Below are 19,793 nucleotides of genomic sequence, written 5' to 3' on the forward strand. Positions count from 1 at the left end.
TTTTGTGATAGCATTTTAGCTGCTACTTGGTTTTATAATTTGGTCTAATGTGTACTGATGATTTTTTCGACTATGAGGGAGCTTTTTAGCCAAGTCAATCAATATTGGATGAAAATTACACGATCTTGAATCAGCAGGAGAAACGTAGAAGTAAAGTTTTAAGTCATTGAAAATAAAGTGAAGGTAAAAATTTTCTGCTTGGGAAGCCTAGTCTATGAGCTCGTCACGGCTAATTGCAATGACATCATGCAGCGCTTTAAATAGTAAATGCTTTTCAATGGGTTTGCCTACGTGGCCATTAAAACCACAATTCATGTATTCGATGATATTTTCTTTCATCACGTTGGCAGTCAAGGCAATAACAGGCACCTCTTTATCAATACTACGAATATGTGAGCAGGCTTCTATCCCCCCCATTGTGGGCATTTGTATATCCATTAAAACTAAAATGGGGTTAAGTTGTTTAAATAGCTCGACTACTTCAGCGCCATCTTTTGCAAAATGAAGATATGCGTTGGTTTCTGCAAGCATTGATTTGATGATCATGGTATTGAGTGGGTTATCTTCAGCAATCAACAGTGTTTTAGCCGATAAGTCAGGTGCAGTCACATCAGTAAAGCTATCATGTAAGTGTTGCTTTTCAGATACTTTGAGCGGTAAATAAACGGTGAAATGGGTGCCTTTACCGAGCGCGCTGTCAACATCAATAGTGCCGTTCATGCGGTTAATAAGATTCGCGGTGATCGACATTCCTAATCCAGTCCCGCCAAAACGCCGTGTTATACTGTTATCGGCTTGCTGAAAACGGTTAAACAGATGCATTAAACCTTCTTTATTCATACCAATGCCGGTATCAATCACTTCTATCTCAACACCTTGCTTTTGGCTTTGCGAAGATTTATTAATTTTTACTTGTACGCCACCTTGCTCGGTAAATTTAACGGCGTTAGAAACCAGGTTTAAAATAATTTGTCGAACTCTAACTGGGTCTCCTATCCATAAATCTTCAACGTCATCGTCTATATCTATGTTTAATTCAATTGCTTTTTCGTTACAAAGTGGCAGAAAATCAGAATTGATCGACTCAACAACCTTCGACATCGAAAAATCTACTTGTTCAATTGAAAGCTCGTTCGCCTCCATTTTCGAAAAGTCTAAAATATCGTTGATGATGGTAAGGAGTGACCGACAAGAAAACAACGCCTTAGAAACAACTTCTATATTTTTCGGCTTTTGAATGTTCGGCTGCAAAATTTGTAAAAGCCCCATAATGCCATTAAGTGGAGTGCGTATTTCATGACTCATATTGGCTAAAAATTCTGATTTTATTCTCGCGCCTTCTAAAGCTCTCTCAGTAAGTTCAATTTGTTGTTTATAAGAGTTTGAGAGCTTTCTAAAGTAAATAAGCAATATGCTGGTGAGCAATATGATTGTTAACACATGCACGATGTAAGCAATTTGGAAGTTTTCATCAATGGCGATGCTTTTATCTTTAAGCATAAAGTTTACATGTTGCTCGAATGCGGCAAGTGCCTTCAATGCATCTGTATCATCTACTTTTACAGTAGTATCTATCTGCTCGCTAGCCGCGCTGTTAGCAATCATCTTTAAAACAATATCGACTTTACTTTCATACTCAATAACCGTTTTTTTAACGTCAGTAAGTGCCGCTTTGTCGTATTCTTTTATTGCGCTAAGCTTGGCAAGAATCTCTTTTATTTCGATGAGTTCCTTTTCAATGGGCGGAAGATACAGTTCTGTATTTTTTCTGAGCACTAGGTTTTTAAAATGGTGAATAAAGCCACCATAACCGAGTTTTTGAATTAGCTTGTCGTGAAGTACATAAACGTTAGCGGCGGTTTTTGAATAGTCATGCCATTGTGAGTCGACATTTTTGTAAAAGAATAATGAGGTAACAGTAAGCGATGTTACTAATGCAATCACGATAATTGCATTCACTTTCAACTTGTTTTTAGTTTGCTGCAGTGCTTTTGTCATCAGTTTACGGCACCTATCCTGTTGTTATTTTAAGCATAGCGCATTTTTATTTGTTCACATAAGAAAGGGGTCAATTCAGAATGACTTTTTATGAGGGTAATAAAAAATCTTAATAACTAAGGTAAAAGTAACTTAAAGCGAATAATTAAGTTTTTTATAAAAATATTTTAAATCAATAGCACTGTACTTTTTTTGTACTTATTGTATCTTAAGTTGGTACGCAATTTTTATGATTTAATTGAGTGTAAGCCACACTCATTTGTTAAGTGGAGTAAAGGATATGCACGCGCAAACAGTCAAAGAATCAATAGCAACTATTCAGTCGGGTGTCGCAAAAGCGGATGGTAAGCTTTTAGTTACAGAACAAGAAATTGTTTTTGAACCGTTTAATAAAGAGTTAGGCTTAGGTCCATACACACTTTCACGAGCGCACATCAATAACGTTGATAAGTGTTCAGGAAAAGGCGCGGGTATTATACCAATTACAGCAAATGGAATTCGCATTACTCTAAATAACAACGATGTATTTGAGTTCATTCTTGCAAACCCAGATGAGTGGCTAAGCGTACTTGCTCACTAAGCAAATCTTCAAAAAGACGGCATATTAAAGCAAGTTGTCATAATGTGCCGTGTTAGCCTTTTATTAATTATTTTCCTTTCTTCGCAACACATTGATCTCAAACAATACTAAGGCGAACTTCTTAGGTTATTTTACACATCTAAACTATTAAATTGCTCGTTGCTTATTAACGGAGGCTCTTGGGCAAATGATCAACTTAGATGAACAACGCCTAGTTTCGCTTGAACGCGGTTTTCATATTCCACCAAAACCTGAACTATTGAGCCAAATTGCTGATGAAATGCAAAAGTCGGATGCAAGCTTAGATAAAATAGCTCAGCTAATATCAAGAGACATCAGTCTTTCAGCTTTATTATTAAAAACAATAAACAGCCCGGTGTTTGGCTTACAACGCACCATTAGTGATATACGCCAAGCGGCGATGTTTTTAGGGTTAGATCAGCTTAATCAGTTGGTAACTTTGGCTCTGCTTAAGCAAAACTTTAAAGGTAATGCCTGTATTAGCTTAGAGCGCTTTTGGGATGAGTCGGTTGAAGTTGCGAATGCCTGTGTGCAGCTTGGTAACAGTTATAAGTCATTAATGCCAGTGGACGAGCTTTATTCATTAGGACTTTTTCATAATGTCGGTATTGCTACTATGGCATTAAAATTTAAAGATTATGTTGAGGTTCTTAAACAAGCAAACCTAGCAAAAGAGCACGCGATTACCGACCTAGAGCAGGCTCGTTATCAGTGCGACCATGCGGTGATTGGCTATTTTATCTCGGTATCTTGGCACCTACCTAAGCCACTTTGTCACGTTATTTTAAATCATCATAACACGCACTTTTTAGAGCAAAACAATGATGAACAACAACGTATGGCGTATGCCATCTTAAAATGCGCGGAGAGTGCTGTGGACTATGCCCGCCACCAACAGTATTCGAGCGAGTGGTTTAAAATTAAAGAGCTGTGCTTTGCAGAGCTAGGTATTGTTGATCAAGATTTTGCCGATATGGTCGAAGATTACGTCGACAATGCGATGGCAAGTTAAAGCCAATTAGCGTTTATTTCCTATCATCGTAACTTCGATGAGTTTGCGAGTGGTGAGTTATCATCACTCGCTTTTTTACATCGAAAGAAAGTATGCATTACTCTACTTTCCTGCTGTAGCAAGGCATCATAACTTTTTTCTAGGGAGAGGTTATGATGCTTAAATCTTTGTTGTTACTGGTTTTATGTAGCAGTTCTGCAATGGCTGCAACAAGTCTGCCGGATAATCGCCATATTGTTGTTAAAGGTGAGGCTGTTGTACGTACTGCCCCCGATAGGGCTGATATCACGTTAGAGTTTGAAGCTGTAAAAGCTGAAAGCGTGCAGGCTAAGCAGCAAGTTGATGCGCAAGTAAATGAACTCCTTGCGGGCTTAAATAATTTCTCAATAGACGAAAAAAGTATCTCTGCGGGTCGAATTTTCGTAGAGCCGAACATGCGATATGACGAAAACGATAACCAAGTCAAAGATGGTTTTCGAGCCACGCGTAAGGTCAAAGTCAGCCTTAAAAAACTCTCCCTTTTGGACGGATTTTTAAATTTTGCGCTTAAAGTGGGCGTCAATCAAATCGAGCAAATTCAACTTTTATAAACCAAAGCCTCAGATTACGAGCAAGCCGCTCTTGATAAAGCAGTAGCGAATGCCAAACAGCAGGGAAGTAGCCTTGCTAGCGCATTCGAAGCGAAACTTGGTCGGGTGTATAGTATTCAATCGCAAGAGATAGGTAGTCACTTTGGCTATGGTAGCAATACAAATATTGAACGTATCATGGTCACGGGCTCACGTATTAATACCGTACCAGAAGGTAAGTATTTACAAGAATCGATTACCTTCAGAGCAAGTGTCAATGTTGTGTTTGATTTGGTTTTGGAATAATTAACTCCCTTGTTTTGAAGCGAAAGAACAGTATTTTTAATCTGCAAAGTATTGTTTTTTAATACCCTTTATATTCATGTACTTTTTTGTTTTTTATTGACTTACATGAGATTTTTGCTGAATTTTAGGAATTTAATATTATTAAAGCGGTCTTTGGTGGGAATAAAATATCTTGATTTTAAAGTTTATTACGAATATTGTAGCCGCATTGTAACAATAAAGTTGTTACCAATTGTTGTTCAAAAGAGCATTTATGTAGTTTGTAGTCACAAAATCTCTCACTTTTTAAAAACGATAGGGTTACATTTCCATGAATAAAAAATTCTCCACGCTAACTGTTTGCATCAAAAAAGCATTGCTCCCAACTCTTTTACTTGGAACATGTGCACCAGCCTTTGCAGCTGATCAACAAGATGAAAAAAAGAAAGTTACAAAAGAAGATATTGAGCTGATAGAAGTCCGCGGCTATGCGGCGTCAGTTGAGAAAAGTATTAATATGAAACGCTTTTCAAACAGCGTAGTTGATGCTGTTTCTGCTGAAGATATCGGTAAATTTCCTGATCAAACAGTTGCAGATGCATTGCAACGAATTCCTGGCGTGCAAGTAGAGAAAGACTTAGGCGGTGAAAGCGACCGAGTGAGTATTCGTGGTACAGCACCTCATTTAAATATAACGCTGTTAAATGGCCAAAATGTGGCTTCTGCAACGGCTTCGGCATCAATTACACGCCCGTCGCGTGGTTTTAATTACTCATTATTACCAGCAGAAATGGTCGATACTCTCGAGGTTTATAAGTCTGCTGAAGCTGACATTGATGAAGGTTCAATTGGTGGCACTGTTGTAGTAAAAACACGTAAACCGCTTGATAGTGAAGCTAACTATGCAGCGCTTTCAGTAAAAGCATTCCACTTTGAAAACGCAGATGAAACTAAGCCATACGTGTCTGGTTTATATTCATGGAAAAATGAAGCCCAAGACTTTGGTTTTAATCTCGGCTTTGTTCATAAAGAAACAGCAACTCAACGCGATAGTAAAGAAGTTCGATTTGGTTATCGCAGCACAGATGCTAACCAAGATGGTAATGCAGAATTTTATCCAGGGGCAGTGGGTTACAACCGCTACGCAAGTGATAGTGATTTAGATACCGTAACAGCGACATTCCAATACGCCGCAAATGATAACCTTGATTTTGTTTTCAATAACTTATATTCAAAGTCAGAACATGAATCATATGGCACGTATTCAAGCGGTTTTATCTTGCAAAATATTGCTAACATTGAAAACCCAGTTATCGTTGATGGTACGGTTGTCGCCGGTGACTTACCAGCACACAATAACTTGGGTTATTATGGTAATGCGGGCTATCGTGGTGAATTTAATACTCAAGCTCATGATTTAAAAGTGACTTACAAAGCTGATGACTACACTGTTACAGGTCAGCTAGGTTACAGTAAGGCTGAAGGTGAGGTAAGTGATGTTTATTCAGAGTACTATGCCAATACAAATGCGTCATTTACGTTAGAAAATGGTACGCCAGATGTGACTTTATCAGCAGATTTAAGCCCACAAGATTACCGTTTAGATTACAACCATAAAAATGACATACTCAATGACTCTGATGAGCTTTATGTGCAGTTTGATGTTGAATATTTATTAGACACTGGTTTTTTCACTGCAATTAAAGCGGGTATAAAGTACCGTGAGCATACAAAAGCTGCCAGTTTGATGAAAGCCAACTATCCAAAAGTGTCAGCAGCAGGTGAGAGCTTTAATTTGGGTATGTTTGCAAGCGATTCTACTAGCGATGGCATTTTATGGCAGTTTGATAATAACCAGTATGCAGACTGGATCTCGTCTACTAGCCCAACTTCAGGTCCTTATGAACACCTTGACTACACCTTCGATCTTGAAGAAACTGTTACAGCTGGATACGTGAAAGCCGTGTTCGAGCACAATAAGTGGCGCGGTAATATGGGCGTACGCGCGGTTAAAACAGAGCTTGACTCTCGTTCAGTTGAGTATACAGGGCGTAGCTTTGCGCCTGAAAATATTCAAGATGTATATAGCTCAAATAGCTACGATGACTTCTTACCAAGTGTAAACATTAATTATGACTTTACGGATGATGTTGTGCTTCGTTTTGCTGCGGCTAAAGTAATGTCTCGCCCTGACTACGATTTTTTATCAGCGCGTAAAAGTGGCTACTGTGCAGCGGCAACAGGATGTAAAGGTTCACAAGGTAATCCAGACTTAAAACCTTATCGTTCGACTCAATATGATTTATCAGCTGAGTGGTACTTTAATGAGTCATCAATATTGTCATTAGCTTATTTCTACAAAGATATTGATTCGTATATCACCAATACCACGATTGAAAAGCAGTGGACATGGACAGACCCTGATACCGGCGTTGAAGAGGTTCGTGATTTCTTAGTGACTCAGCCTCAAAATGGCCTAGGAGGTGAGAACTCGGGCTTTGAAGTGAACTACACTCAAAAGCTTATGTATGGTTTCGGTATTCAAACCAACTATACATATTCAGATGCTGAACTAGAGCAAACACCGGAACAAAAAGCCGCAGGTGAAGAAGCTGTGTTGCCAAACAACTCAGAAGATACTTTTAATGCGACGGTTTATTATGAAAACACTGCTTTCAGTGCCCGTGTTTCTTATACATATCGTTCAGAATATTTTTATACTAATTACCTTGGCTTAAACCAGTATAAGGATGGTTTTGGCCAATATGATTTAAATGTTAGCTATAACATTTCTGAAGATTTTAATCTTATTTTCCAGGCTATTAACTTAACAAATGAAGAGCAAAAAGCGACTTCAGGTAATAGCACAGGCATGCCAGATGTTAATCGCCCATTAGCGATACACGATTACGGTCGTCGTTTCTTACTTGGCGCACAGATTAAGTTTTAATTTTCTTATTTGAATTTGATATATGTAGGCACAGCAAGACTTTGTTGTGCCTTTTTTATGAGGTATACAATGTATTTTAGAATTTTACTCACATTGACCCTTTGCTTAGTTTTGAGTGCGTGCAGTTTTGTACAAATGAAGGAGGTGTCTGATACTAAAAAACAGTTATTCGGTACTATCCATCAAGATTACGTTGCAAGGGAGTTTCGTGCAGCATGGGTTGCCACAGTTGCCAATATTAACTGGCCAAAAGAGCCTGGATTAACTGTTGAAGAGCAAAAGCAACAAGCCATTCAGATTCTTGATTCACTTCAAAAACATAACTTCAATACGGTTATTTTTCAGGTTCGACCACAAGCCGATAGTTTGTATCAAAGCTCTTATGAACCTTGGTCGTATTACCTTACTGGTGAGCAAGGTAAAGCGCCTGAGCCGTTTTATGACCCTTTAAAATTTTGGATCAAGCAAGCACATAAACGAGGTTTAAAGTTGCATGCATGGATAAATCCTTATCGCGCACATCATCACTTGGGAGGCCCAATTTCAGAACTCTCAGTCGTTGAGAAAATGACAGATAAAGTAGTGAAACTAAAAAATGAGACCTATTGGTTTTTGCCAACAGATCAAGCCGTGGTCTCACATACATTAAATGTATTAACCGAACTTGTAGATAGTTATGATTTAGATGGTATTCACTATGATGACTATTTCTATCCATATCCTTCTTACAACAACGATGAAGATTTTCCTGATGCTAAACAATACAGTCAATATTTAGCTGAAGGTGGAGAATTATCGATAGGTGATTGGCGTCGAGAAGCTGTTAATCAGTTCGTTAAACGTTTATATCAACGAGTCAAACAAACGAAGCCTCATGTACTTGTTGGCATAAGCCCATTTGGTATTTATAGACCTGATGAACCCCAAACTATTCGTGGTATGGATCAATATGACAAATTATTTGCTGACGCTAAGCTTTGGCTTAATGAAGGGTGGCTTGACTATTTTACGCCGCAACTTTACTGGCCAATTAATCAGTATGCACAAAGTTATCCGCTCTTATTGAGCTGGTGGCAATCACAGAACACGCAAGGACGACATTTGTGGCCTGGTATTAATGCGATACGCTCATTTGATGAAGCCGGCGTTGATGAGGTCGTCAATCAAATCATGATTAATCGTGGTTTTTTATCAACGTCACCCGGTACAGTGTTTTGGAATGTCGCTGCACTTGATGGCAGTCAATTAATGACTGATGTGATTGCACAAGGCGTGTTTCAGCATCAAGCATTATTACCTGAAACTCCGTGGATAGCTGCACCAGAATTGGCAGCAGTTAATGTTGAAATTAATTATGTTGGCGAAGACATCCATCTTACTTGGAGTCATCCTAATTCTGAGCAAGTGTCACAGTTACTCGTCTATTTAAAATACGCACAGCAGTGGCAATATCATATTTACTCAAGTGAAGAACGTGTGATTTCTGTTAAGGCTTCAGACATGCAACGACCATTAGAGGCGGTGAAGGTAATTACTGTTGATAGGCTAGGTAATCAAAGCGATGAGATTGAGTTGTTAATTAAATAGCACCTGTACTGCAAATACAAAAATTTGTTACGCTTTGAATAACATGAGTATCTAAATATAAAAGTGAACTGAATGAAGTATTTTGCGGTAATTTTATTAGGCTGCCTTATCTCATTTTCAACAACTGCCGCAAAAAAACACATAAAAATTGTCAAACCTGTGGTTGTGGCCTTTAAGTCGGGTGATAAAGCTGCCATTGCCAAGCGAGTGCATTATCCACTGCAGCGTAAAGAGCCGCTACCAGCAATTGAAAATGAGAAAATGCTTATAGAAAACTTTGAGCAAATTTTTGATAAAGAGTTTGTCGAAAAAATAGTGAACTCAAATATTCGCCATGATTGGCAAATGATGGGTTGGCGCGGCATTATGTTTGATTCAGGCAAATTGTGGTTAGACTTTGATGGTTCTATTTGGGGAGTGCCTTATGAATCAGAGGCAGAAAAAGCACGACGCGAAGCACTGATTGACGAGCAAAAACAAGCATTACACAAAAGTCTTCGTGAATTTACAAAGCCGATATTAACGTGGCAAACAAAACAGCATTTAATTCGTATCGATGAACTGGCTGATAATCAGTACCGCTATGCTGCATGGGAAATAGACCAATCTATGCAAGATGAGCCAAGCCTAGTGATCAGCGGCGGTACGTTAAGTTTTGATGGCAGTGGGGTCAATCATTTTTATACCTTTACTAACAACGGTTATCGTTACGTTTGTCATGTAACAGTGCTTGGTACTGAACACTCATCGCCGGGGCTTTTAGAGGTATTCAAAAATAATGTACAAATATTGTCTGATCCTGCTTCGAGTTTTTAGGGGATTTTTCTTATTTTGAACTACACTTATTCTTTCAAAGGAGTCTCGCTTAAAGGGGCCTCATTTAAAGGAGTAAGTTGTGGGTACAAAATTTTGGATATTAAGAACCACTAAAGTTTTTACGCTGGTGGCAATTTTGTTATTTATGGTGGAAATTCTAAAAGGTCACGAGACAATGAGCGCATTAGGCTTTGCGCTAGTTTGGTCATTTATTGCAACGGCCATTTTTATCGCAACCCGTTTATATCATTCATCAAAAGGGCGCCACTGTGCACTTTGTAATGACACCCCAGATGATAAAAAAGCGAGTTAGCTTAGGTTATTAACAAACACGCCGCCCCATACCAACGCACAAATCGATAGAGCAATCAGTACGGCTGCAGATCCTAAGTCTTTAGCTAGGCCTGATAATGGATGAATTTCAAGGCCTATTCGATCTATGGCGGCTTCAATTGCCGTATTGACGACTTCAGCAAACATCACAAATAGCACTGATACAAGCAGCATAATTTTCTCATACAGACTAATCTGCCATACAAAAACCACCGCTATGGCAAGCAGCAACAGTATCAGCTCTTGTTTAAAAGCAGACTCATGCTTTGCCAACCACGTGAATGCTCGTTGGGAGTTTTTGAATGCAAGGCGAATACGTTTAATGCCAATGGGTTTGTTAGTGCTATCAAATTGCATAGTATGAAATCTCTATTTCGTTAGCTTTGTGTTGAGCAAGCATTAAAGATATCTTGCTTTGGGTGATATTCAGTGCTTTGTACATGGGTTAAGCCTAGTAGGGTGTCAAAAATGTTATCGTGCGAAAAAGCATGGTTACGCTGCTGTTCGATACATTGATTAAAGCGGGTATCGGCCAGTTTATTACTCCAAAACAGCATAGGCACTTGGGTTTGCTCTTTAGGCGCTAACGCATACGGGAAGCCATGTAAGTACAGACCTTTTTCACCTAGTGATTCACCGTGGTCAGAAACATACAGTAGGGCTTTGTCATCCGCCTGACTGTTTTGCAGTAAATTAATAAGTTTACTGAGCACTAGGTCGGTATAAGCAATGGTATTATCATAGGTATTGGTAAGTTGCTCACTGCTACAGTTTTGGATATCGCTACGTGGGCAATCAGGCAAAAATTTACTGTCTTTTTCTGGATAGCGTCGATAGTAGGTTGGTCCATGTGAACCAATCATATGTAACACCACTAGTTGGTGCTTCGCATGACTTTTGGCAAGCTTTGCAGCTAATTCTTCAACTAGGACTTCATCAAAACAATAGCGTCCGTCACAAAGTGGGTTGCTCTTTGTTGGTTCTACCGTTTCTGAGTTTACCCGCACACAAACCCCTTTACAGCTGCTATTGTTATCAATCCACGTTACTTCTACACCACTTCGTTGAATGATATCTAGGGCATTTTCTTGGCTTTGCGCGATGCGCGAATCATAGTGATTGCGATCTAAGCGCGAGAACATACAAGGTACAGAAATGGCCGTTGCGGTGCCACATGAACTAACATCACTGAAATATTTAACGCCAAGTTTAGGGATATATTGATTAGTCTGCTTGTCGTAACCTTGCAGTGAAAAGTTTGCTGCGCGTGCTGTTTCGCCTACCACCATAATCGTCAGTGAACTTTGTTGCTTAGCTAATAGGTGCGGTGTTTTATCTAAGACTTTAAATGGTAAAGGTGGATAAAAATAATTATCGCGCAGGTACTTATAGCCCGCAGTATAAAATGCAAAGGGGGTAATGTAGCTGGTTAATTGACGATTATTACGCCCTACAGAGGCGTAATCTTTATAAAAAGGAACGGCAATAACAGCTACAGCAATAAACGCTGTAACGTTAAGAAGCGCAAAGCTTTTAAGACGAACACGAAAGTTTCCGACAATTTTAAAGCGAGAAAACAAGTAAGCAGGCAGTACGCCTAGCGCAGTAATAAAAGCGATAACTTGTACATTAAGGTATGAAAACGCCTCACCTGAATTTGTCTCTAAGATATTTTGCAGCATGCTTTTATCAAAGATAACACCGTAATTTAAGGTTGCATAAAACAACAACGATGAAACCACGACGCTTGTTAAAAGCACGGGTTTAACAAAGGTGATTAACGATAACCAACTTAACACCATTGCCGTCAGTGCTAATAAGAAAAACGGTACGCTTGCTATAAATAACCAATTGACATGTTCAGGTTTGCTGGCTGCTTCAAGCATGTTAAATAAAAACAGGCCATTAAATGCAATAACCAAGTACAACGACACCAGCCAGACAAATTGGCTGTAGCTAACGTGCCATATTTTAGAAAGGAGTTGTTTAATTTGCATGCTCATAATCATTCCTCATCGCTACGATTTATTTGGTAAGCGATACAACTGTTCGGTATAAGCTAAATTGCTAAATAAGACGTGTGCTAAGGCTTTTTTGGCAAGTTCAACGCTGCTATCTGTGTTATCGATGGCAACTTGCGTTTTACTTGTAGAGTCATAGCGCCAATAGCTCACTTTTTGGTTTGGCATCAGGATCACGGCTTCACCATTTTCTACGTAAGCAAAGTTGTCGTAGTACTGCATCATGGCGCGCTCAACAGGGTATTGTTGAGTTAAATCATAACCAAGCATGGGGGTTGCTTGCTCAACGCCTAATAACGACAACAAAGTAACAGGTAAATCAATTTGGCTGACTAAGCGTGTATCGCGCTTTGCATCCATATCACTATTTAGGATCACAGCAGGGATGTGGAAAGATTTAAGCGGCACAGGCTCAGAACCAAACACGCGCACATCATGATCTGCAACCACTAAAAAGACGGTGTCTTGCCAGTAATCTTGCGTTTTTGCCTTTGCGATGAATTTACCAAGAGCATAGTCTGCATATTTGATTGCTAGATCGCGTTTGTAGTTTTCTGGGTCGTGGCCTTCAGGCAGTGTTACTTTACCCTCTGGAATATCGAATGGGTCGTGGTTACTTGAGGTAAACACAAGGCTGAAAAATGGTTTGCCTGATTTATTTAGCTCACTTAGCTCTATATCAGCTTGATTGAACAAGTCTTCGTCGCTTGCTCCCCATGACGAAATAAACTCAGGGTTTTGCATGTCATTAATATCGACAATATCGCTAAAGCCATTGCCTAAGAAAAAGCTTTTCATATTATCGAAATGACTTTCACCACCATAAATAAATTGGGTGGTATAGCCTGTGCGGCTTAATACATCAGCAAGTGAGAAAAAGTTACGCTGAGATTTAGAAAGTTTGACCACCGAGCGCGAAGGTGATGGGGTAAACCCAGTTGTTACCGCTTCGATACCTCGAACAGATCGTGTGCCAGTGGCATATAAGTTATCAAACCCCCAGCCTTGTTGATAAAGCTTATCTAGTTCAGGAGTCACACCTATGCCACCTAGTTCGCCAACAAAGCGTGCGCCTAAGCTTTCTTCTAAAATGATCACTAAATTCTTTTGTTTGCCTGTGTTAAAAGGTGTGTTGTTGGCAAGGGTTGGGATACTCTCTGTGATAAACTGCTGTTTATAGGCTGCTTGCTTTACTGTTTGTAAAATCTCATCACGTGGCATGGTACCGTATAAACTACTGGCATTTTTTTCATTGCCTATATTCTTAATCGCAAATGCAACACTGTAAGTTGAATTAAGGGCCAAGGAGTTAACCAGTGAGTCACTTGAAAAGTGCACTAATGCAGGGTTTAACGGGCGATGGCTTACAGTGCCTCTTGCGCTAATTAAGCAAACTAATAAAGTAGTAACGAGTATCACCACTTGGCTAACCGTTTTAGCATTTTGCTGTTTGCTAAATGCAGCATTAATATAACGATACGTAAACACACAACTAAGCGTTGCAATAATTAAGGTGCTTATCATGGCAAATAGGTGGCCATGTAATAGCATAGAAAAGACTTCTTGAGGGTAGTCTAGGTATTCGACAAATAAACGATTTGGTCGTACATCGTACTGGGTAATAAACGCGGGAGTAGAAGCCTCTACAACCACGATTAAAGTTATAACTATACTGCTATAAAAAGTAAAAACATGCTGAAATAAAGCGGTTTTGCTGCGCAAAAGTACATTAGCGAGTAACATTAAAACAGCCAAGGCTGACAAATAGCCGATGCTGCTAAAGTCGACTCTTAAGCCTCCTAATAAAACGGCTAGGCTATCGCCATCAGCTAACCTTTGGTGTTGCCATACAAGCAAGGTAATTCTCGACAGTATAAATACTGACATTAAAATTAATGAAAAACGGAGTAAAGGTTTTAAAACAGAAAGTTTTGTTGTCATAGTCGTACTTACTTAATCGAAACTACGGCAATACTAGGAATCGAAACTTAAGAAATCCTTATGGTAATCTTAATATTTTCTAAACTAGAAAAACCTCAGTAAATCTTAAGTGGATCTTAAGATTCAAAGCGTAAGCTGATGACGCTAAAGCGCTTTTACCTAAATGAGTAACATATGAAATTGTTGATTATAGAAGATTCGGTGTCATTAAGACGTAGTCTACGAATTGGTCTTGAGAACCTAGGTTTTACTATTGATGAAACCGGCGATGGCGCTGAAGGTTTGAGTATGGCAATGACAGGTGAGTACGAATTAATCATACTCGACATTATGTTACCCAGTATTGATGGCATTACGTTATTACAAACCATAAGAGCAAAGCAGCTCGACGTTCGTGTGCTTATTTTATCTGCCAAGCAAGAACCAGAAGATAGAGTGAAAGGACTACTCACCGGGGCCGATGACTACCTGACCAAACCATTTTCGTTTGATGAGCTGCATGCAAGGTTATTAAATTTAATGCGTCGCGGCGGCCTGAAAACAATCAGCGATGTGATCCGCATCGATAACTTGGCTTTAAATTTACAATTAAAACTTTTGCAAGTTAACGACACTGTCATCGATTTAACCCCCAACGAATATAAAATAGTCGAGTGCTTGTTTAGTAATCAAAACAAAGTGATCACAGCTGAAAAGTTAAGTACCTATATTGCTGGGCAATATGACTTAGTTTCAAAAAACTCCATTGAAGCGCACTTATCATCGGCGCGTAAAAAGGTGAGGGCAGCAGGTGGCGAGTTACCTATTCAAACTAAGCGTGGTTTTGGTTATATCATTCAAGGAAAATAATGAAATCAATTCGCAGTAAGTTAGTAACCACATTATCGATTACTATAACTGGGCTAGTGCTGAGTATTTTAGTTGCTACCGATATCGCCGTTGATAGTTGGATTGATAACGAATTTAATCGTGGTTTGAAATCAAAAGCCGGCATGCTTATGTCATTGATTGATATTGACGAAGAAGAAATTGATTTTGATTTTTCAGGGCAATTCATGCCTGAGTTTTCTGGCAGTACAGAAACTGAGTATTTTCAAATTTGGTCGCAGTCTGGCGTGTTTGCGCGTTCAGAAAGCTTGCATCTTTTCTCACAAAAGAATCTACCTCTAGAGAAAATAAAGCTTGGCGAGACAAAAATCATCAATACTGAGTTACCTGATGGTCGCAATGGCCGTGTTATTTACACTCGCTTTATACCGCCTTTAGACCTAGACGATGATGAAGATTTTATTGAGGGCGTTAACACCTCTTTGCAACAACCCATAACCTTAGCTTATGCGGCTTCATCAGAAGAAGTTGACTTTGTTTTATGGCTCATCGACGTTATTTTTGTTGTTTCTACTGTGTCAGTAATCGTATTTATTCGTCTATTTGTGCGTAAATCGGTCGACAGCTCTTTGGCGCCGCTGAATAAACTAAACCGGGATATTAGCCGGCTCAGTATCGCTGATAAAAATGCCGTGATAACAATAAAAGAGCCTGTTAAAGAGCTGCAACCCATTGTTGATAGCTTAAATGCCTTTATACGGGAAAACCGCCAGCTTTATTTTCGTGAAAGACGCTTAACCTCGGATATTGCTCATGAGTTAAAAACGCCTATAGCTGAGCTTATTAATATGGCTGAAGTGGCCATTCGTTTTCCAAATGAAAAAGAGTTTGAGGCAGATTTTAAACCCGAAGTGCTAAAAATCAGCCAGCGTTTAAAGAGTATTGTGTCGAACTTATTATTACTGCATAAGTACAGTGATGAAGCACTTCCAAAGCAAGATGCATGTGATTTAAACCAGGTTATTTTACGTACCTTAGAAAAATATGATTTAGAGCGAATTAAGTTTGAGTTTCAAGATGATATTCCTGCCATTGTCAGTAATTTATTTGTCCTTGAATCAATCATCACCAACCTTGTAAATAACGCCAAGCAATATAGCCCCGACAAGAGTGATGTAACTATAAGCACGCTACTGAATAAAGAGAATAAGTTGCAATTCTCTGTTATGAATGAGTTACAAGTACCCTTAACAGAAGAAGATATAAGTCAGTTATTTGATCCGCTTTGGCAAAAAGACAGTGCCAGAACCTCTAATGATAACTTTGGGTTAGGCTTATCTATTGCCAAAGCGTTAAGTAAAGCAATTGATGCTGAACTTCAGGTGTCGTTAAGTGGGCAAAACATAACCTTTAGTTTGATTATTTCTTAAGGCTTTGCAGGCGTTTAATATGTGTGCAACACTGAGGTTATCAAAAAGAAATTAATAACAATAAGGAACAACACGATGGGAAAAATTATAGGTATTGCTTTAATCGTTATTGGTGTGGCGCTAGCTGTATGGGGATATAACGTGTATGACTCTGCAAGTGCGCAAATTAGCCGCACGTTTAGTGGTGATACACCAATTGAAGCTTGGCTCGGTATGGTCGGGGGCGCAATTTGCGCAATTGTGGGTATTTTAAAAGTTAAATAACCGCAAACATTGAAATCAATTAGCTAATACCTGATACTGTATTTATATACAGTGTCGGGTTTGGCTATGAAAACACAACTACCAGCAAAATATTATTTAAGTCACTTCTTTGAGCTTGCTGAATTTATTCAAGCTCAGTGCAGGCATCTGCTTTTAGAAGAGCAGCAGTTATTTCTTGAAAAACTCCTTCAGCTTGATGAGCAAAGTTTATGTACTTTGCTGCGTATTTATTCTCGAAAGCCAAAAATCATCGCGTTGTCATCATTAAATTATGAAGAGATCCCTAATCTGCACGGTGCTATTTTTAAGCTAAAGCAGCAAGGGCTGGTGGCACATCCTAGCAGCGACGAATTAGATCTATTACTTGAGCATTTAACCAAACCAACCCTGTTAACCTTATTAGCAAATGATGAGCTAATGGCGACTCAACCTGATTACAAAAAGTCAGCCAGTAAACAGCGCTTAACCCAACTGTGTAAAGAGCATATTGATCGCAACCACAGTGAATTAGAGTCGTTGTTTAGTCAGTTCGTGGTCAATAGCCGTAGTCAGTATTATGAATACTTCGAGTTTTTACATAGCGGCCGACTAAGTGGCGGTGATATCAACCATCAAAATCGTTTTGTGATGCGTGATTTAGGAATTGCAAAAGTACGTGGTGATGTTAATGAGAGCATATCGCGTTTTCAAACACTAGCCGAAGCACAAACGCATTATCAATTAAATAAGCTGCGAATGCAGTTCAAAGAAAGTGAGTCACACACAGAGTATCAGAACCTAGCCCAAGCACTTTTAGCCATTAGCTCTGAAGATGAATTAGCCCAGAGTATCAAAAACAAATTACTGATCCGCTTATATAAGCAGCTAAAAGATCATGATTTAGCATTTGCATTTGAATTACTTGAGCACTGTGAAGGTAGCAGTGAAGCGCAAGAGCTAGCAATTCGCCACCGTTACAAACAAGGTGATAAAAGCTGGGTTGAACAAAAGCTTGAGCAAGTTATTCAAGACCCGCTTGATGATGGCATTTTGTATTTTGCAGAGGACTTTTTACAGCGTAAATATAATAAGCAACAACGCTCACGCCTAACACAAATGCTCATTGATACAGAGCATCAATTAGAGGTTGATGACATTTATCGTGGCGATGTAGAGCAAGGAGTGTGTGAGCATTATCAACAGCTTGGTAATACGGTATTTTTTACCGAGAATAATCTTTGGTTGAGCCTTTTTACGTTAACGTTTTGGCAAGAACTTTTTATAGAGACCCCGCACCCGCCGTGTAATGAATTTGATCTTTATCCAAAGGTGTTACTGGCTGATTGTTTTTATACAGTGCAACAAACACAAATTGAGCAAAAGCTTGCCAAATTCACTAGCAATGAAGCCTTATATAAATATGTTTGTAAAAACGTAGGGCAGTTTTATGAAGCGCCTAACGCTATGTTTATGTGGCACAGCGATATGTTAGAGCCGCTAGAGGTATTAATAAAACACAGCCCGCTTGCAAATTTAAAAGCGCATTTATTGCAAATGACAAAAACCTTTAAGCAGCTCAAAGATGGCTACCCAGATTTGATGGTGCTTAAAGGGGATAAGCTCACCTTTGAGGAGGTGAAAGCCCCAGGCGATAAACTAAGGCGCAATCAACTTGTCAGCATTGAGGTGTTAAAGCAACTTGGCTTTGCAGTGAATATCGTTGCGGTAAATTGGTTTAATGATCCGAATCGAATTTACAGTGTGGTCGATATAGAAACCACCGGTGGCGTACAAGGTAATAATAAAATTACTGAAATAGCCGTTGTGCAGTTACAAGCGGGCGAAGTAATTAAACAATGGGCGAGTTTAATCAATCCTGAGCGCAGTATTCCTGCTTTTATCACCAAGTTAACGGGGATAAACGCCGCTATGGTTCGTGATGCGCCACGCTTTGCAGAGGTTGCTGATACCCTGCGCTCACTATTAAAAGGCAGTGTATTTGTTGCCCATAATGTGAATTTTGATTACGGCTTTATTCGCAAAGAATACAGTGCAATCGGGCAGGGCTTTAAAATGCCAAAGCTATGTACCGTAGTTGAATCACGAAAAGCATTTCCTAAGCTTAAGTCATATTCGCTCGGTAACTTAGCAGCACATTTTGAATTGAATTTAACGAATCATCATAGAGCGTTAGCTGATGCAACTGCCACAGCAGAACTGTTAAACCTGATTCAACAAACACAATCAAAAAAGGAGAGTTAACCTCGCATTTTAAGTGGTTATTTACCAGGGAACTGGTGAATATGGACATCCCTTTGCGGGAATGGAATCGTGATATCAGCGGCGTCAAAGGCAATTTTAACGCGTTCGTATAAGCCAAAATACACTGGCCAGTAGTTATCAGACTCAACCCACGCCCATACCAACATGCCAATATGGCTTTCGCCGTGCTGGCTAACATGAACCGATGGTTTTTTATCTTCTATATCTTTTAGTATCAAATCATAGTCATTAAGCACGCTCATAAGCACATCACGGGCTTTATGAACATTATCGCCATAACTAATGCCAAATTCGATTGCAACGCGGTGTGTTGGCTCTGAAAACTTATTCTTAACGCAGCCATTTGAGAGCGTGCCATTTGGGATAATGATTTTTTCATTGTCGTAGGTGAGTAAAACAGTGACAAAAATTTGTATCTCAACCACTGTACCCATGTAACCCTGTGCTTCGATTACATCGCCTACTTTAAAGGGCTTAAAGAACAAAATAAGCACGCCACCTGCAAAGTTAGCAAGGCTACCTTGAAGTGCCATGCCCACCGCAAGGCCAGCAGCACCCAGCATTGCGATAAACGATGTGGTTTCTATACCAATCATAGAAGCAACAGATATCAGCAACAGTACTTTTAAAATGACCGAGATAAAGGAGACTAAAAAGTGCGTAAGGCCAACTTCGAACTTGACCTTATTCATTGATTTTTCGGCCATATTGGCAATTCTACCAATTAACCACCAACCTATAATTAAAACCAGTATTGCGAGGATAAACTTTGGCCCGTAAAGCATCAGCAATTCGATAGCTTGGTTATAGATTTTTTCGATTGATATTTCGTCCATTATTTTCCCTTTTATATCAATATATGCAAAAGAAAATAATAGTAGAGGAATTCGTGTTTG

At 39.3% G+C, this 19,793-nt stretch carries 15 protein-coding genes and 1 pseudogene; 11 read left to right on the forward strand and 5 right to left on the reverse strand.

The features are described from left to right. Positions 1 to 207: 207 nt before the first annotated feature. Positions 208 to 1,998, reverse strand: a complete 1,791-nt coding sequence (locus tag HUS62_RS06600; protein WP_175078947.1) for an ATP-binding protein — start codon at positions 1,996 to 1,998, stop codon at positions 208 to 210. A gap of 280 nt (positions 1,999 to 2,278) precedes the next feature. Between HUS62_RS06600 and HUS62_RS06605 the strand changes: the two genes are divergently transcribed. The 7 genes and pseudogenes from HUS62_RS06605 (at position 2,279) to HUS62_RS06640 (ending at position 10,131) form a co-directional block, all read left to right on the forward strand. Then, on the forward strand, positions 2,279 to 2,578 hold the full coding sequence (locus HUS62_RS06605; protein WP_175078948.1) for a hypothetical protein: 300 nt from the start codon (positions 2,279 to 2,281) through the stop codon (positions 2,576 to 2,578). A gap of 187 nt (positions 2,579 to 2,765) precedes the next feature. Beyond that, positions 2,766 to 3,611, forward strand: coding sequence for an HDOD domain-containing protein (locus tag HUS62_RS06610; RefSeq protein ID WP_175078949.1), 846 nt, complete (start codon positions 2,766 to 2,768; stop codon positions 3,609 to 3,611). A 200-nt stretch (positions 3,612 to 3,811) separates the two neighbouring features. Continuing rightward, positions 3,812 to 4,486, forward strand: a pseudogene (locus HUS62_RS23070) (SIMPL domain-containing protein). Between the two features lie 310 nt (positions 4,487 to 4,796). Further along, the gene (locus HUS62_RS06625) at positions 4,797 to 7,415 is read left to right on the forward strand and encodes a TonB-dependent receptor (protein ID WP_175078951.1); all 2,619 of its coding nucleotides are present in this window, start codon (positions 4,797 to 4,799) and stop codon (positions 7,413 to 7,415) included. 135 nt (positions 7,416 to 7,550) lie between these two features. Then, positions 7,551 to 9,002, forward strand: a complete 1,452-nt coding sequence (locus tag HUS62_RS06630) for a glycoside hydrolase family 10 protein (protein WP_258536733.1) — start codon at positions 7,551 to 7,553, stop codon at positions 9,000 to 9,002. Positions 9,003 to 9,074: 72 nt separating this feature from the next. After that, positions 9,075 to 9,818, forward strand: a complete 744-nt coding sequence (locus HUS62_RS06635) for a hypothetical protein (protein WP_175078953.1) — start codon at positions 9,075 to 9,077, stop codon at positions 9,816 to 9,818. Between the two features lie 79 nt (positions 9,819 to 9,897). After that, entirely contained in the window at positions 9,898 to 10,131 is a 234-nt protein-coding gene (locus HUS62_RS06640) for a hypothetical protein (protein WP_175078954.1), read from the forward strand. On the opposite strand, the gene HUS62_RS06645 is transcribed toward HUS62_RS06640, so the two are convergent. Genes HUS62_RS06645 through HUS62_RS06655 form a run of 3 tightly spaced genes read right to left on the reverse strand, consistent with a single transcriptional unit; the run spans position 10,128 to position 14,113 of the window. After that, positions 10,128 to 10,508 (reverse strand): diacylglycerol kinase, encoded by a 381-nt coding sequence (locus HUS62_RS06645; protein WP_175078955.1) that lies wholly within the window; start codon positions 10,506 to 10,508, stop codon positions 10,128 to 10,130. The genes HUS62_RS06640 and HUS62_RS06645 overlap by 4 nt on opposite strands. Positions 10,509 to 10,528: 20 nt before the next feature. Then, positions 10,529 to 12,154 (reverse strand): phosphoethanolamine transferase, encoded by a 1,626-nt coding sequence (locus HUS62_RS06650; protein WP_404936066.1) that lies wholly within the window; start codon positions 12,152 to 12,154, stop codon positions 10,529 to 10,531. A 15-nt stretch (positions 12,155 to 12,169) separates the two neighbouring features. After that, entirely contained in the window at positions 12,170 to 14,113 is a 1,944-nt protein-coding gene (locus HUS62_RS06655) for an LTA synthase family protein (RefSeq protein ID WP_175078957.1), read from the reverse strand. Positions 14,114 to 14,287: 174 nt separating this feature from the next. On the opposite strand from HUS62_RS06655, the gene HUS62_RS06660 reads away from it, so the two are divergent. From HUS62_RS06660 to HUS62_RS06675, 4 genes are all read left to right on the forward strand, one after another. Next, complete coding sequence (locus tag HUS62_RS06660; RefSeq protein WP_062566930.1) at positions 14,288 to 14,962, forward strand: response regulator transcription factor; 675 nt, start codon at positions 14,288 to 14,290, stop codon at positions 14,960 to 14,962. Continuing rightward, entirely contained in the window at positions 14,962 to 16,371 is a 1,410-nt protein-coding gene (locus HUS62_RS06665; RefSeq protein WP_175078958.1) for a cell wall metabolism sensor histidine kinase WalK, read from the forward strand. The genes HUS62_RS06660 and HUS62_RS06665 overlap by 1 nt, the downstream gene beginning before the upstream one ends. Positions 16,372 to 16,446: 75 nt before the next feature. Continuing rightward, a complete protein-coding gene (locus HUS62_RS06670) occupies positions 16,447 to 16,635 on the forward strand; it encodes a DUF3185 family protein (RefSeq protein WP_054553751.1) in 189 nt (62 codons plus the stop codon). Positions 16,636 to 16,701: 66 nt separating this feature from the next. Continuing rightward, complete coding sequence (locus HUS62_RS06675) at positions 16,702 to 18,876, forward strand: exonuclease domain-containing protein (RefSeq protein WP_175078959.1); 2,175 nt, start codon at positions 16,702 to 16,704, stop codon at positions 18,874 to 18,876. A gap of 17 nt (positions 18,877 to 18,893) precedes the next feature. Here HUS62_RS06675 and HUS62_RS06680 read toward each other — a convergent pair whose 3' ends face one another. Then, entirely contained in the window at positions 18,894 to 19,733 is an 840-nt protein-coding gene (locus tag HUS62_RS06680; RefSeq protein WP_054561892.1) for a mechanosensitive ion channel family protein, read from the reverse strand. Between the last annotated feature and the right edge of the window lie 60 nt (positions 19,734 to 19,793).

It is taken from the genome of Pseudoalteromonas sp. 0303 (genome assembly GCF_013349995.1).
Taxonomy (GTDB): domain Bacteria; phylum Pseudomonadota; class Gammaproteobacteria; order Enterobacterales; family Alteromonadaceae; genus Pseudoalteromonas.

What these genes read in the sequence shown, in the direction of transcription:
- HUS62_RS06655 (WP_175078957.1), bottom strand. Translation starts at nt 14,113, where the DNA reads ATGACAACAAAACTTTCTGTTTTAAAACCTTTACTCCGTTTTTCATTA.
- HUS62_RS06680 (WP_054561892.1), bottom strand. Translation starts at nt 19,733, where the DNA reads ATGGACGAAATATCAATCGAAAAAATCTATAACCAAGCTATCGAATTG.
- HUS62_RS06630 (WP_258536733.1), top strand. Translation starts at nt 7,551, where the DNA reads ATGAAGGAGGTGTCTGATACTAAAAAACAGTTATTCGGTACTATCCAT.
- HUS62_RS06675 (WP_175078959.1), top strand. Translation starts at nt 16,702, where the DNA reads ATGAAAACACAACTACCAGCAAAATATTATTTAAGTCACTTCTTTGAG.
- HUS62_RS06625 (WP_175078951.1), top strand. Translation starts at nt 4,797, where the DNA reads ATGAATAAAAAATTCTCCACGCTAACTGTTTGCATCAAAAAAGCATTG.
- HUS62_RS06610 (WP_175078949.1), top strand. Translation starts at nt 2,766, where the DNA reads ATGATCAACTTAGATGAACAACGCCTAGTTTCGCTTGAACGCGGTTTT.
- HUS62_RS06605 (WP_175078948.1), top strand. Translation starts at nt 2,279, where the DNA reads ATGCACGCGCAAACAGTCAAAGAATCAATAGCAACTATTCAGTCGGGT.
- HUS62_RS06650 (WP_404936066.1), bottom strand. Translation starts at nt 12,154, where the DNA reads ATGAGCATGCAAATTAAACAACTCCTTTCTAAAATATGGCACGTTAGC.
- HUS62_RS06670 (WP_054553751.1), top strand. Translation starts at nt 16,447, where the DNA reads ATGGGAAAAATTATAGGTATTGCTTTAATCGTTATTGGTGTGGCGCTA.
- HUS62_RS06665 (WP_175078958.1), top strand. Translation starts at nt 14,962, where the DNA reads ATGAAATCAATTCGCAGTAAGTTAGTAACCACATTATCGATTACTATA.
- HUS62_RS06600 (WP_175078947.1), bottom strand. Translation starts at nt 1,998, where the DNA reads ATGACAAAAGCACTGCAGCAAACTAAAAACAAGTTGAAAGTGAATGCA.
- HUS62_RS06635 (WP_175078953.1), top strand. Translation starts at nt 9,075, where the DNA reads ATGAAGTATTTTGCGGTAATTTTATTAGGCTGCCTTATCTCATTTTCA.
- HUS62_RS06660 (WP_062566930.1), top strand. Translation starts at nt 14,288, where the DNA reads ATGAAATTGTTGATTATAGAAGATTCGGTGTCATTAAGACGTAGTCTA.
- HUS62_RS06645 (WP_175078955.1), bottom strand. Translation starts at nt 10,508, where the DNA reads ATGCAATTTGATAGCACTAACAAACCCATTGGCATTAAACGTATTCGC.